Here is a 13,957-nt window from a genome sequence, read left to right as displayed (position 1 = left end):
TCGGCGGTGTGCCCAATACACCAAATGTATTTTTTTATTATTTTATTGCATCCAACTGCAATAATTTTTCGCTGAGTTCTTCCAGTTGTTCTAATTTTAGCATATTTGGTCCGTCACTCAAAGCGCAAATAGGATCAAAGTGTGTTTCGAAGAAAAATCCGTCCACTCCGACGGCGGCGGCAGCGCGTGCGAGATGAGGAACCATCGAGCTGTCTCCTCCCGTTTTACCAGTACCATTACCCGGCATTTGCACCGAGTGGGTCGCATCAAAAATAACGGGAGCGTATTCGCGCATAATGACGAGGGAGCGCATATCAACGACGAGGTTACCGTATCCAAAGGATGAACCCCGCTCACACAACAAAACACCGTGCTTTTGAGAAGCTTCGTAACTGACCTCATCACATCCACGTGTTTTGAGCACTTTGCCTACCGAAAAGCGCATATCAGCAGGGGTCATAAACTGCCCTTTTTTAATGTTGACGATTCTTTGGGTTTTAGCCGCTGCTACAAGTAGATCGGTTTGACGACATAAAAAAGCGGGAATTTGAAGCATATCGACCACTTCCGCCGCGATGGGCACTTGATAGCTCTCATGGACATCGGTGACGATCTTGTAGCCGAAATCGTCTTTAACTTTTTGCAAGATTCGAAGTCCCTCTTCGATCCCCGGTCCACGATAGCTATCGAGTGACGTACGGTTGGCTTTGTCAAAACTCGATTTAAAATAAAAATCAAAGCGCGGGTCATTTTGGTATCGTTCTAAAGATTTAGCGATTGTAAAAATCGACTCTTCACTCTCGATAACACACGGTCCGGCAAGTAGGATCATATACAGACTCCTGTTAAGTTAATAGTCATATTGTACTTATTTTCGTTTAAAGGAGGTTGAGCAGATCGCCTTAGCCGCAACTACTGCGCTACTAAATGCCCACTGAAAGTTGTATCCTCCAAGCTCCCCAGTCACATCGACCGTCTCACCGATACAATAGAGCCCTCGTATTTTGAAGATCTCCATCGTTTTTGGATTAATCTCTTCGCACGCTATTCCGCCCCGACACGCTTCGGCTTTGGAGAGACCGAACGTCCCTGAGGGTGCCATCGCGTAGTTACGAATACTCAAAAGTTTTTCAAACTCGTGCGGATTTAAACGATTGCACCCTTTATCCTCCAACCCTATCGCTTCCAAAAATGCTTTCATAAACCGTTTGGGCAGAGGGATTGCTGTCGAGATGCTCTTTTTCTCATATTTCAGGGTATTCAAATCAAAATCGGGGAGGAAGTCGATCACGATCTCGCCTCGATGCCAATAGAGCGATGCGGAGAGGACAACCAGACCGCTGATGCCACGGTGAGCAAAGAGCAAATCTTCATCGAGCGTTTTACCTGCGACATAGATACGGGTGGGAAAACTGATCCCGCTGAGTTCTTTCATCCAAAACTCTTTGGGTTGCAATGTGAGTCCTACCAGTGCAGGGGAAAACGGAACCGTTTTGATCCCGTAGCTTTGAGCGATTTTCAACCCGATATCGCTTGCACCGAGCTCTTTATAACTCGCTCCTCCTGTAGCAACCACAACATTTTTGGCGCTGAATTCTCCTTTATCGGTGGTAATGACAAAAGGGGAAATCCCCTCTACGGAGAGGATTTTATACCCCAAAAGCAAATCACATCCGTTTGCTTTCCCCATCAAAATGGAGATCACCTCATCAGAGCTTTTCGGACAAAAGTAGTACCGCTCTTTTCGAGTCACCGGACGCAAGCCACCCTCACGGAAATAGTCCAAAAGGGCTTTTTTCGAAAAAATATTCAAAGCATTTTTAACGAGATTTTCATCTCCAAGATAATGGCTCTCATTCACTTCAACATTGGTAAGGTTGCATTTGCCCCCGCCGCTGGCTTTGAGCTTCAACGCAGGGCGATTATTCCCCTCGATAATCGCAACAGATAGAGAGCTGTTTTCACGCACCCAAGCCGCACACATCAATCCGCTCGCTCCGGCTCCTAAAATAATAACATCGTAGTTAGTTTTCATACCAAAAGTCTATCCAAAAGTCTCTTAGCTATAATGTCATACTTATTTTATCAAGGCTCATTTATGTCCAAAAAACTTCATATCGTTTCCCTCGGCTGCACCAAAAATCTCGTCGATACCGAGGTGATGCTCGGACGACTCAAAGATTACGAGATGACCGATGCGAGTGAAGAAGCGGATGTTATCATCGTCAATACCTGCGGATTTATCGATGCAGCAAAACAAGAGTCGCTCAATACCATCTTTAACCTCGATGCGGGACGCAAGAGCGATTCCGTTCTCGTCATGGCAGGATGTCTCTCTGAGCGGTACAAAGAAGAGCTATCCCGTGAACTCAAAGAGGTCGATATTTTCACGGGTGTCGGCGATTACGACAAAATCGACGAACTTCTTGCCGCAAAGCAAAGCCGTTTTACTCCTGAAGTTTACCTCATCGACGGTGCCGAGCGGGTCGTAACGGGTTCATCCTATCACGCCTATGTCAAACTCAGCGAAGGGTGCAACCAAGTGTGCAGTTTCTGCGCCATCCCCTCGTTCAAAGGGAAACTTCACTCACGCGATTTAGAGAGTATCGCGCATGAGGTGGAAGGTCTCGTTGCCAAAGGATATTATGATTTTAGCTTCGTTTCCCAAGACTCCAGCTCTTATCTGCGCGATCAAAACATTAGCGATGGTCTAATCCACCTCATCAAGCGGATCGAACTGATCGACGGGGTCAAAAGTGCCCGTATCCTTTACCTCTACCCGTCCACGACAACCTTGAAACTCATTAAATCGATCGGTGATTCAAAAATTTTCCATAACTATTTCGATATGCCGATCCAACATATCAACGACGATATGCTCCGTATCATGAAGCGGGGATTCGGAAAAGCGAAAACATTAGAGCTTCTCAATGCGATGAAAGCGTTACCGTCTTCTTTTATCCGCACCAGCTTCATCGTCGGTCATCCGCAAGAGTCTGAAGCCATGTTTGAAGAGATGGCGGAGTTTGCTGAGAGTTTTGGATTTGATCGCCTCAATGTCTTTAGCTACTCTGATGAAGAGGGGACGAGTGCACATGAGATGACCGATAAAATTCCGACCAAAGTGATCAATGCCCGTGCCAAAAAACTGGGGAAAATCGCTTCAAACGTCGAAGTCTCAAGCCTGCAAAAACTCATAGGGACTGAAATCCTGCTCGTCATAGACGGAGAGTCTGAAGAGCATGAATTCCTCCTCAGTGCGCGTGCTCTGAATTGGGCACCCGATGTGGACGGTGAAATCTACGTCAACGACCGTGAGATTGAAGGTGAACTCTCTTTTGGAACAATCTACCGTGCCCGAATCACAGAACTCGCAGAAAAACGCCCTTTGGCAACTGTAATAGCTTATGTATGATATTATTAATACTTTAAAGACAAAAAAAGATATAATTGCTTTTATGATTGAGTGACTTGAAGTATCTTCAGTCTAAATGCTTAATCCTCTAAGGTGCTTTATTTACTAATGCAAGGGCATTGTGTTTGCCCTTTGTAAAAGGTGCTCAGTGACTCAAACCTCTCTTCAAAATGCTTTCATCTCTTATTTCCATACACGATACCAGTTTGATGATTTTTTATCCATTCATACCAATGAACACTATACGGAAATTTTTTATTCTAAAAATACATTTTCTCCATCGAAAAAATTAAAAGATTTCCAAAAATTTCTCAATTTGTTCCTATTTGAGTTGTTACCACTTAATCAAGATGTTGTTTTCTCGTATCGTAAAGGGGTAAATGCACAAGATGCTATTTCTCCTCATAAAAACAGTAAATACGTTTTAAATACAGATATAAAATCCTTTTTTGCCAATATAAATACAAGCAAGTTGAAAAAACTTATTTTAGATAATAAAAATAACTTTTTAATTCTTCCTAATGATATAGAAAAACACATTGATTCTATTATGAATATAATCACCTACAACAGTATCTTGCCCGTAGGAGCTCCAACATCACCAGCCATTAGTAATGGCTATCTTTTTGATTTAGATAATGCCTTACAAAGATATTGTCTTCAAAATGAGATTATTTATACGAGATATTCGGATGATTTTATTTTTTCTTCTGAAACGAAAGAGTCTCTTATAAAAGTTCTCCCAGTTATTAATGATATGTTTATTCATTTAAGATTTGAAACCTTTACGCTAAACGAATCAAAAACACGGATGCAACAGCGAGGTTCAAAAATAGCGCTTTTAGGACTAATCATAACGCCACAGGGATATGTAACGGTTGACAAGAATTTAAAAAAAGAAGTGGAAATACTATTGCACTTTTATTTAACCGATAAAGAGAAGTTTAGAGATTACTTCTCTAAAAAATTCTCATCGAGTATTGATAAAGTTTCAGGTCTACTCAGTCATATCAATTCTGTAGATAGCTATTATATAACTAAATTAAAAAAGAGATACGGAAGTTTCATAGTCAATTCGTTTATTCATAGGGATATTCATAATGTTACATTTTAAAGTCGAAATCACAAATGTTCAACACATAAAAAATTTCCTTTTTGAATTAAACTTGAGTGAAAACAAATTAAAAGCGATTGTAGGAAAAAACGGAGTAGGAAAGACCCTTCTTTTCAAAGCAATCCAAAACCTGATTACCTCTAATACCTTCGCCAATACTTCAAACAAACATATTTTTCATACTAATAGTCAAATCATATATACGATCAATCAAGATAATAACTATACTTTTAACTACAATCCCCTAGTTGAAACCTTAGACTTTAAGGGAAATATTGAACAATTTATTCAAAAGAATATCAATGTTGAACTGCCGATTCCTTTCGGAGAACGTTTTAAACAATTTCAAAGATTAGGTGAAATTGATCAGGACATAAGAAGAGGGATTATTTCTCACCAATTCAATAAGCCAATTGAACTCATAGAATTGTTAAATTTTATCTATGATACAAACAGATTCGATATTCTTGTAGAAATAGCACTACGAAGCAAAAAATATTATGCAATCGTTTTGCCTGACAACTACTATATTCGAGAAGATTATCTAAGTTCCGGTGAATATTTTATTATTAGTATTTACAAATTAATTCAAAGTCGTTGCAAGCTTATCGCAATCGATGAAATCGATATTTCTCTGGATGCGATGGCACAAGTTCGGTTAATCGACAAACTAAGAATCATGGCTTCTCAATACGAAATCAATCTTTTATTTACAACCCATTCTCTAGGATTAATGAAAACACTTCAAAGCGATGAGCTCTTTTATATGGAACTCGACGATGGAATGTGTACATTAGAAAACAAATCTTACAACTATATCAAAAGTCTTTTATATGGATTTGTCGATTATGACAAATATTTTTTAGTAGAAGATGATGTATTAAAAGAGTTCATTGAATATATTTTGAGGGAAGAGAAAATTTTTGCAAAATACATTATCTTACCAATAGGTGGAGCTGACAACGTTGTGAAACTTATGGCAAGAAATCACATAAAACAGATTTTTAGTCAATCAGAAAATGTTATTAGTGTTTTAGATGGTGATAAATCTAATACTACAGCTTACAAAAATAGAAATGATATTACTTTTTTACCCTTTCAAGATATTGAAAAAGAGTTTTATAGCTTTTATAAAGCCGGCGCGTTTGGGATATTGTCGCAAGAACAATTGAAACAATATAACTTACAACACGAAAATGCAAAAAACATTTATACTATATTTATTCGAGAACAATTAAAATCAAAAGAAGATATTTTTGACTTCTTGATCTCCAAAAAATTGACAGAAGTTGAACAATTTAAGACTACTATATTAAGTTTTTTAAATGTCTGAACTCCTCCATCTTGACCTGCTGAAAAAGGGAAGAGTTCTCCTTGCCTTCTCCGGAGGAGTCGATTCGAGTGCCCTTTTTCATCTGCTTCTCAAAAATAACATCCAATTCGATATCGCCCACGTCAACTACCATACACGTCCTTCCAGTGATGAAGAGGAACAAAGTGCAATAGCCCTCGCCCATCAACACAATCTCCAATGCCATACCCACTCCTGCCGACTCGGTGGAGCCAATTTCGAACACCGTGCCCGTGAGGAGCGATACCGATTTTTCGGGTATCTGATGAAAAAACACCACTACACTTATCTCCTCACTGCCCATCAGCTGAATGATCGTTTAGAGTGGTTAATGATGCAGATGTGTCGCGGCTCAGGGTTGCCAGAAATTCTCGGAATCCGTTCACACGACACACGAGAAGGTATTGAGATCCTCCGCCCGCTACTCGAATGGGATCGAGACTCGATTGAAACATACCTTGATGAACATAAGATTCCTCACCATATTGATGAGAGCAATGCCGATGAACGATACACTAGAAACGCTTTTCGCCACCGCTACAGCGCACCGATGATGCGCGAATATCGCGATGCCATCCGCCGCAGTTTTCGCTATCTCGAAGAGGATAATAGCTCTTTGATCGAGCCAATGAATTTCATCGAAGTAGATTCATTTGCCTATGCTCATAATCCGCCTAATATCCGTTCACTTGTGGTCGGTATCGATACTTTTTTCAAACAATACCAAGGGTATTTACTCAGCCAACACGACAAAGAGGCACTCAAAAGGGGCGGTGAACATATCATCGGTCGTCATACAGTGGTATCGATAGAGGGAAAATATACTTTTATCGCTCCGTATGAGCCTAATGTCGTTATGGATAAAGGATTTCGTGAAGAGTGTCGAAAGTTAAAAGTGGGGGTAAAACTTCGAGGATACCTGTACGGTACTCCCGAAGCAATGAGTATTATCCGTCTATTAAAAGGCGGCTTAGAACTTCCTCGATTCGACTGACTCCGACGATCTCAATCGCCGCTTTCACTTCATCAGGAATGTCGCTCAAATCGCGATCATAGTTTTTTGCGGGAATAAGGGCAAGTTTCATCCCAGCGCGGTGCGCGGCAATCAGCTTCTCTTTCAGTCCGCCGATAGGGAGAACGTTCCCAGTCAGAGAAACCTCACCCGTCATGGCGATATCGGCACGAACTTTTTTGTTGGTTAGAATCGATGCGATAACTGTAGACATCGCAATCCCCGCACTCGGACCGTCTTTTGGTGTCGCACCATCAGGTACGTGAATATGAAGGTCAAATCGTTTGTAAACTTCGCTCGCATCAACTGCCGTGCTATTTTCACGTTCGGTAGCATTGAGTGGGATAATCGAATGATCTACCGTGAGTTTTCCCTCATCGATCAGAGTTTTTACCACCGAGAGAGCGATACGGGCGGACTCTTTCATCACGTCTCCCAAACTCCCTGTCAGTTGTAATACCCCTTTGCCATTAATACGTATTGCTTCGATTTTCAACACGTCACCTCCGACAGCTGTCCAAGCAAGCCCGTTGACCACACCGATACGGTCGATGTGATCGGTTCGATCGATCTCAAAAATGGTTTTTTCCAAGAACTCTTTGAGATTTTTCAAACTCACGGTCACTTTTTGGGTGCTCGGCTCTTCGAGAATCTTTTTCGCCGCTTTACGAACGATATCAGCAACACGACGGCGAAGGTTACGAACCCCAGCTTCTCGGGTATGCTTTTCGATCACTTCGGCTAACGCCGTTTTTGAGATAGAGAGTTCAGAGGTTTTCAAACCGTGTTTTTTCAGCTCTTGAGGGATCAAATACTGTTTGGCAATCTGAAATTTCTCCTGCGGCGTATACGAGCTCACCGAAATGAACTCCATACGATCTCTAAGCGGTCCAGGAATTTGCCCTACATCGTTCGCCGTAGCGATAAAAATCGCTTTGGATAGGTCGAGATTAAAGTTCAGATAATAGTCTCTGAAATGGGTGTTTTGTTCCGGATCGAGAATCTCCAGCAACACTGCCGTCGGATCACCGCGATGCGATTTAGCAACCTTGTCGATCTCATCGAGGACGATAACAGGATTCATCTTTTTCGCTTCGATCACCCCTTGAACGATACGTCCTGGCATCGCACCGATATAGGTACGACGGTGTCCACGAAGTTCATTCACATCTTCCAATCCACCCAATGCGATACGGACAAGCGGACGTTTGAGTGCAGTAGCAATAGAGTTGGCAAGTGAGGTTTTACCCACACCCGGAGGGCCCGCAAAACACAAAATTGCCCCGCGCCCCTCCTTATCAGCGATTCCACGAAGCTCCAACAACTCTTTAACCGAGAAAAATTCTAAAATACGCTCTTTGGGTTTTTTCAATGAAAAATGGTCTTTATTGAGTTGATTTTCGACATCGTGAATGTTGAGGGCTTTTTTTGCCTCTTCCCCATACGGAATCTCCAAAACCCACTCAAGATAGGTCTGAATCATCCCCGCATCGGCACTGTCGGGATGCATACGTGCAAATCGTTCCAACTGTTTGTTGATCTCTTTGTACGCATCGGGATGCATTTTATCTTTTTTAGCATCAAGCTTTTTACGGAACTCTTCGATCTCTTCATCACGATGAGTATCGGTTCCTAGCTCTTTTTGGATCTGTTTGAGTTGCTCTTTGAGGAAATACTCTTTGTTCACCTTCTCGATTCGGGTATGAACTTTCGAGCGAATCTCTTTTTGGAGTTTGTTGGCTTCAGTCTCTTCGATCAACTCATCGATCAACATTAAAAAGCGTTTTTCTGGATCGCGTTCGATAAAGAGTTTATAGGCATTCTCTTTTTTGATTTTGATGGAACTGCAGATGAGATCGACAATACGGTTGTATTCATGATTCTCTTCGATGGTACGCAAAAGATCAGGGGGAAAATAGTTACTCACTTGTGAAAGGGCACGTACTTTTTCACGAAGAACTTCTAAAATAGCACTCATTTTTAGATCATTCACCGTATACGATTGAATCAAATCGACATGGGCTCGCAAAGGGTTATCATGTACCATCTCCATCACATGACCACGTGCCAATCCTTGGAATAGTACCTTAATACGACCATCAGGAAGTACCACTTTACGCATAATCGAGCCAATAACACCCGCATCATAAATAGCATCCCCTTCTCGTTCCCCCTCATGTTCGGGTTTTATAGGACATACAATCACAAGCGAATTATTTTCGATCGCTTCGGCAGCAGCAGCAATATTCTTTTCATCATTTAAAAAAAGTGGTGAAATCATAAACGGGTATAAAAAAAGTTCATCTTCCGCAATCACTGGTAAATTGGTAGGGAAAGAACTGTAATTACTAAGTTGCATTGAAAAAAATCCTATTTATTTAGTCTCATTGTCATCCATTGAGATGACATTACGCGTTTGCGGGATCAAAAAATTGTACCAACTACTACCACCATCCCCCTCGAATATTTTACGATACCATGGCACATCTGCACTAACAATCTCATTACGGTGAATCCACGTTACCGGAGCCATTGCACGATAATACACTGCCCCTTTAGGCTTGCCTAAACGCTCATACATTTGGGCAATTTGTTCATTGAGTACCCCACGGGCTAAATGCAATTGCGTTTCCATTGTATTGAGTTGTGACAAATACGTTGAATATGGATAATTTACCTTAAATGCTTCTGCTCCTTTAAGCGTCTCATCAATTAACCCTTGATCCCGCCCAGGATTCGGAAGTGCTAAAAATTTTGCTTTAACTTTTAAAAATTCTGCATATTCACGACCATCCGGAGTTGCATATCGACGAATATACTCATTTAAAAAATGTTCCGCTAGTAGATATTCATCATGTGCCATATGAGCCTGCGCCATAATCATCGTTGCTTCTGCTAAAAACGGTGAACCAATATGCTCACTCTGAAGCGAGCTAAAATAACTGTCTGCTTTTTCCAAATTACCATTAGAAACTGAAGTAACCATTTTTTCATACCAGTAATCTGCCGGTTTGTTAAACTCTTCGAGCTCTTTATTGCTGCATCCTGTAAAAAAAATGAGTACCGTTATGACGGCTAATCCTGTTTTGATCATTGACTAAACCCACACTATTTTGAAATTATCAGCTATTTTACCGTAAAGAGATTAAACACCCCTGCTGATTGTTGAAACTTTTTACTTTGATGTGTTAAAATCAGACTATTATGATACAAGAAGGTAGTTATGCAATTTGATTTAAAACTTCCCCTACTCGGTTTTGAAGCAATCTCTAAAATGGAGCTTCAAAAAATTGATGAAAATTTTATGCGACTCGAAAGTATCGGGAAAGGACCATCTTTTACACTCATCAATCCCTTTCCTTTACGTGAATATTCTTTTGATATTCCCTCTTCACTTCAATCATTGCTTGGAATCGAACCCGAAAGCAATCTTCTGATTTATAATATTATGATCCTGCAAACGCCTATTGAAAAATCGACCATTAATTTTATTGCTCCATTAATCTTTAATACGAATAATCAAACAATGGCTCAAATTATCATTGATAACCGTGCTGACTTTGGTATTGCAGAACCGATAGAAAAATATCTCAAGGGCTAATATCATGAATAAATTAATTACTTTTATCGGTAACGGCAAAATGGCTCTTGCTCTTGCAAAAGGATTATGTGATACCCATGCAATCGAGGTAATCGGTCGAAATATGAGCGCTTTGGAAAATTTTGAAAAATCACTTGCTACTCCAATCAAAAAAACTCTTTTTTCAAACGCTGATATCACAGGCAAAATAGTTATTTTATGTGTTAAACCCTCCAATCTCATCGAAGTAGCTCCTTATCTTAAAGGCGTTGCACTTACCCTCTATTCGGTTCTCGCCGGAGTGCAGCTTGAATCACTTAAAATTATTTCTGCGCATCATTATTGTCGTGCAATGCCCAATCTAGCTGCTGAAACAAATGCTTCAATGACTTCTCTGATCGGAGATATCTCTATCGCATCAAACGCAAAAACGCTCTTCAATACTATCGGAACAACCCTATGGCTTAACAGTGAAAAAGAACTCGATATTGCCACCGCATTAGCAGGGAGTGGTCCAGCTTATTTAGCGCTTATCGCTGAAGCATTATGTGATGGTGCAGTACGTGAAGGACTCAAACGTGATGATGCTATGGTGCTGATGAGGGGGCTTTTCAAAGGTTTTGGAGAACTGATCCAAGCTACCCATCCCGCTCTTTTAAAAGATGCTGTTATGAGCCCAGGAGGGACAACAGCTGCAGGGTACGGAGCTCTTGAAAAAGGAAAAATCCGTGAAGGATGTATGGAAGCAATCCGAATGGCATATGCTAAAGCTAAAGAAATGAAATAGCAAAATTATTTATTTTTCTCTGCTTTATCCTCATTACTATGAACTTTCATGGTAAATGAAGATCGAATTTTATCTCCGTCTCTCTCAAAATATATCGGGAAATTAACCCCTATAATCCATTTGCTTTTATTAATTTTATCAATAAACGTATAAAAACTTTCCGGTGAAGTTATTTTTGAAGTTGCGTTGACTTCATACACTTTAAAACTTCCATTATTCTCAAATGTGGTTACTTCCGTCAAATAAAGATCTGAAAATTCTTTACGATATAAACGTTCAAACCTATTGGGGTTAAATGGTGTGCTAAAAGCTGTAATTGTTTGACGATTTTGCTCTTTTATCTCTTTCAGTCGACTATCTGTAATATCGTATTGACGTTGCGCAAGATCCAATTGTTGAAACTCTTTTTTTGCTTCCAATCTCAATAATCGATACTCTTTACCCTTGGGAATCAAAAGGAAAAAAGAGAAAAGAATAACCCATATCAATAATACAAAGGAAAAAATGATGATATAAAGTGTCTGACGATTCATTCGTTCATCTCCATTGCTTCATCATCAAGATAATTGGTTGATACAAATCGATACCATCCGTTTTCAGCTGGGTAAAAGCTACTGTAAGTACGATGGAAAATCGATCTTAGAGGGGCATGAAGCATGTACTCATAGGTATCTTTGTTTGGAGTCATTCCGTATAAAATCAAGGATGAGGCTTCCAATTCAGCTTTATACAGAGTGATATCATCCGGTACTAAATCAAAAAGATTACGGATACTCTCTTTCATCACAGCGTTATCTGTCGTTATCTGTTCTGAAATTTTAACTTCTTCCTCAATGGTAGTAATTTGCTTTTCTATTTGAATAATTGAGCGCTTCAATAATTTCTCTTTTTCCTGAATCGTTTTTCGCTCATTGGCAAAATCATATATTTTATACTGCAAAAAGAAATAAGTGCCCAATAACATCATTATCGTAACCATAAAAAAGAAAAAAACAAGACGTAATTCACCACTTATCACTGGCTTGGAACGAGGAGATATAAAACTATGTTTCATCCTTCTTCCTCATTCATAGAAAGTGAAATCACCTCATCGCCCACATTGATTCGGCGAATTAAAACATTAAGAAATAATTCTTCTTCAAGATAACGCTTTAGTTCGCTTCCGCTTCCATATGCATCAGCGATATAGATTGTCTCGACAAAACGATTTCTACACTCTTTTGAAGCATAAAAATGCTCTAAAGTTTTTTGGATAATTTCAAATCGGCCATAATCATCGTTAAAATGATCCATCTCTTGTTTGATCTCATCTAAATTTTGCACAACACTATTTTTTTCTTCCAATGTCGGTTCGTCTTCATGAAACTCAACAATATCTTCAAGCGTATCCAAATCTTCAATATCACTTAAACTGTCAAGCTCATCTATAATATCTAAATCATCTAAACTCTCAATATCATCAAGATCAATCCCTTTTTGATTTTCTAATTCATCATCGATTCCTACCGTAAATTCACTTCCGACTTCTTCTTTACTTAAAGTTACTTCTTTAGCGTGATTAGGATAATGATGCGCATATTCTAATATTCCCTCATCGAAAAAAGCGATACTCAGTGAATCTTTTTGTGCTAATGCATACAAAGCAAATCCTGTATCAATTTTATCTACAAAAAAATGTTCAATCACCGAAAATGGTGAAAAAATAAAATCAATTCCAACGTCAGAATATGTTTTTTTAAGAGTTTCAACCTCTTGTAATGAAGTATATAGATGCCATTTATTTTTTCTACAAACGGTTAGCACATTATCAAACTCGTTAAAAGAACACCCACTTAATGCTCCTTGCTTCGCGTCTGGATTTAATATAGCAATGTAATGTAAAGGGGATTCTTGTATTTGTTTTCGAAGAAATTTCATCATCATTTCAAATGATGATTGCCCTTCAAAATATTTATTTTCTTTAGTTAGCAGCTTTTTTCGTTTAAAGGTTACAACACGAACATCAAAATTTTCACCCTCGGGGACAATAGCGATAAAAATTTTACTGTACAGCCACTCTATCACTCAAAATCCTCGTGAGTTTTGCATAATGGATGCGATTGACGATAATGATCCATTTTCAAAGCATTTCCCAATTTGGTATAAATCTGTGTCGTAGCCATACTTGTATGCCCTAACAATTCGCTAACATCGGCAATCCGTGCTCCATTGTTTAACAATTCGGTCGCATACGAATGACGCAATTGATGAGGGGTCACTTTGAGTCCAACCTTTGCGAATGCTTTGGTAATTATATATCTTAGACTATTTTCGCTTAATTTTTCACCCATAGTCTCAAAAACGTACTCTTTAGCAGGGTAATGAACCAAATATTCTTGTACCAATAATTGAATGGATTCGATCATCGGAATATCACGTTCTTTAGAGCCTTTTCCTCGTATACGAGACCATCCATCTGCCATATTCATCACGCGAAGATGAGAAAGTTCTGAAATGCGAAGTCCCATGGTATATAATAGGGTAATAGCAAGTTTAGCCGTAGGTTCTGCATATTGAAGCGTATGGAGAATGTGTTCATGTGATATCGGTTTTGGAAGGGTTTTAGCGATTTTAACACTCTCATCCCCTCTTAATACCACCGTTTTTCCTTGTGAGCGGAGATATTTTACAAAACTGCGAATTGCACTGAGTTTAGAAG

The 13,957-nt window shown here is 39.6% G+C and carries 14 protein-coding genes; 6 read left to right on the top strand and 8 right to left on the bottom strand.

Going from position 1 to position 13,957, the window contains the following annotated elements; translation table 11 throughout:
* Positions 1 to 37: 37 nt before the first annotated feature.
* Entirely contained in the window at positions 38 to 832 is a 795-nt protein-coding gene (gene kdsA, locus WA010_RS01490) for a 3-deoxy-8-phosphooctulonate synthase (protein ID WP_422555408.1), read from the bottom strand.
* 36 nt (positions 833 to 868) lie between these two features.
* Entirely contained in the window at positions 869 to 2,035 is a 1,167-nt protein-coding gene (locus WA010_RS01485; protein ID WP_422555407.1) for an NAD(P)/FAD-dependent oxidoreductase, read from the bottom strand.
* A 63-nt stretch (positions 2,036 to 2,098) separates the two neighbouring features.
* On the opposite strand from WA010_RS01485, the gene rimO reads away from it, so the two are divergent.
* The 4 genes from rimO to tilS all read left to right on the top strand — a co-directional run bounded on the left by rimO (position 2,099) and on the right by tilS (position 6,874).
* Positions 2,099 to 3,415, top strand: coding sequence for a 30S ribosomal protein S12 methylthiotransferase RimO (rimO, locus tag WA010_RS01480; protein ID WP_422555406.1), 1,317 nt, complete (start codon positions 2,099 to 2,101; stop codon positions 3,413 to 3,415).
* 148 nt (positions 3,416 to 3,563) lie between these two features.
* The gene (locus tag WA010_RS01475) at positions 3,564 to 4,529 is read left to right on the top strand and encodes a reverse transcriptase domain-containing protein (RefSeq protein ID WP_422555405.1); all 966 of its coding nucleotides are present in this window, start codon (positions 3,564 to 3,566) and stop codon (positions 4,527 to 4,529) included.
* The gene (locus tag WA010_RS01470) at positions 4,516 to 5,862 is read left to right on the top strand and encodes a hypothetical protein (RefSeq protein WP_422555404.1); all 1,347 of its coding nucleotides are present in this window, start codon (positions 4,516 to 4,518) and stop codon (positions 5,860 to 5,862) included. The genes WA010_RS01475 and WA010_RS01470 overlap by 14 nt, the downstream gene beginning before the upstream one ends.
* On the top strand, positions 5,855 to 6,874 hold the full coding sequence (gene tilS / locus WA010_RS01465) for a tRNA lysidine(34) synthetase TilS (protein ID WP_422555403.1): 1,020 nt from the start codon (positions 5,855 to 5,857) through the stop codon (positions 6,872 to 6,874). Before WA010_RS01470 ends, tilS begins: the two co-directional genes overlap by 8 nt.
* On the opposite strand, the gene lon is transcribed toward tilS, so the two are convergent.
* Both lon and WA010_RS01455 read right to left on the bottom strand, forming a co-directional pair.
* Positions 6,828 to 9,251 (bottom strand): endopeptidase La, encoded by a 2,424-nt coding sequence (lon, locus tag WA010_RS01460; protein WP_422555402.1) that lies wholly within the window; start codon positions 9,249 to 9,251, stop codon positions 6,828 to 6,830. The genes tilS and lon overlap by 47 nt on opposite strands.
* Before the next feature lie 15 nt (positions 9,252 to 9,266).
* The gene (locus tag WA010_RS01455) at positions 9,267 to 9,986 is read right to left on the bottom strand and encodes an outer membrane protein assembly factor BamD (RefSeq protein ID WP_422555401.1); all 720 of its coding nucleotides are present in this window, start codon (positions 9,984 to 9,986) and stop codon (positions 9,267 to 9,269) included.
* Positions 9,987 to 10,115: 129 nt separating this feature from the next.
* Here WA010_RS01455 and fliW point away from each other — a divergent pair, with 129 nt between their 5' ends.
* Entirely contained in the window at positions 10,116 to 10,493 is a 378-nt protein-coding gene (gene fliW, locus WA010_RS01450; protein WP_422555400.1) for a flagellar assembly protein FliW, read from the top strand.
* Between the two features lie 4 nt (positions 10,494 to 10,497).
* On the top strand, positions 10,498 to 11,259 hold the full coding sequence (locus WA010_RS01445; protein WP_422555399.1) for a pyrroline-5-carboxylate reductase: 762 nt from the start codon (positions 10,498 to 10,500) through the stop codon (positions 11,257 to 11,259).
* A gap of 5 nt (positions 11,260 to 11,264) precedes the next feature.
* On the opposite strand, the gene WA010_RS01440 is transcribed toward WA010_RS01445, so the two are convergent.
* The 4 genes from WA010_RS01440 to WA010_RS01425 all read right to left on the bottom strand — a co-directional run.
* Positions 11,265 to 11,792: a hypothetical protein gene (locus WA010_RS01440; RefSeq protein WP_422555398.1), complete on the bottom strand. Its 528-nt coding sequence runs from the start codon at positions 11,790 to 11,792 to the stop codon at positions 11,265 to 11,267.
* A complete protein-coding gene (locus WA010_RS01435; RefSeq protein WP_422555397.1) occupies positions 11,789 to 12,313 on the bottom strand; it encodes a hypothetical protein in 525 nt (174 codons plus the stop codon). The genes WA010_RS01440 and WA010_RS01435 overlap by 4 nt, the downstream gene beginning before the upstream one ends.
* Positions 12,310 to 13,323, bottom strand: a complete 1,014-nt coding sequence (locus WA010_RS01430) for a hypothetical protein (protein WP_422555396.1) — start codon at positions 13,321 to 13,323, stop codon at positions 12,310 to 12,312. The genes WA010_RS01435 and WA010_RS01430 overlap by 4 nt, the downstream gene beginning before the upstream one ends.
* Positions 13,320 to 13,957 (bottom strand): tyrosine-type recombinase/integrase (locus WA010_RS01425; RefSeq protein WP_422555395.1); only part of this gene is annotated, 638 nt, incomplete at its 5' end. The genes WA010_RS01430 and WA010_RS01425, both read right to left, overlap by 4 nt.

The organism is Sulfuricurvum sp. (assembly GCF_049305995.1).
Taxonomy (GTDB): Bacteria; Campylobacterota; Campylobacteria; order Campylobacterales; family Sulfurimonadaceae; genus Sulfuricurvum.
The sequence above is the reverse complement of the archived record's forward strand: the minus strand, read 5'-3'. Positions and strand labels throughout refer to the sequence as shown.

Coding starts and splice junctions, on each gene's coding strand:
- kdsA (WP_422555408.1), bottom strand. CDS start 832: ATGATCCTACTTGCCGGACCGTGTGTTATCGAGAGTGAAGAGTCGATT.
- WA010_RS01485 (WP_422555407.1), bottom strand. CDS start 2,035: ATGAAAACTAACTACGATGTTATTATTTTAGGAGCCGGAGCGAGCGGA.
- rimO (WP_422555406.1), top strand. CDS start 2,099: ATGTCCAAAAAACTTCATATCGTTTCCCTCGGCTGCACCAAAAATCTC.
- WA010_RS01470 (WP_422555404.1), top strand. CDS start 4,516: ATGTTACATTTTAAAGTCGAAATCACAAATGTTCAACACATAAAAAAT.
- tilS (WP_422555403.1), top strand. CDS start 5,855: ATGTCTGAACTCCTCCATCTTGACCTGCTGAAAAAGGGAAGAGTTCTC.
- lon (WP_422555402.1), bottom strand. CDS start 9,251: ATGCAACTTAGTAATTACAGTTCTTTCCCTACCAATTTACCAGTGATT.
- WA010_RS01455 (WP_422555401.1), bottom strand. CDS start 9,986: ATGATCAAAACAGGATTAGCCGTCATAACGGTACTCATTTTTTTTACA.
- fliW (WP_422555400.1), top strand. CDS start 10,116: ATGCAATTTGATTTAAAACTTCCCCTACTCGGTTTTGAAGCAATCTCT.
- WA010_RS01445 (WP_422555399.1), top strand. CDS start 10,498: ATGAATAAATTAATTACTTTTATCGGTAACGGCAAAATGGCTCTTGCT.
- WA010_RS01440 (WP_422555398.1), bottom strand. CDS start 11,792: ATGAATCGTCAGACACTTTATATCATCATTTTTTCCTTTGTATTATTG.
- WA010_RS01435 (WP_422555397.1), bottom strand. CDS start 12,313: ATGAAACATAGTTTTATATCTCCTCGTTCCAAGCCAGTGATAAGTGGT.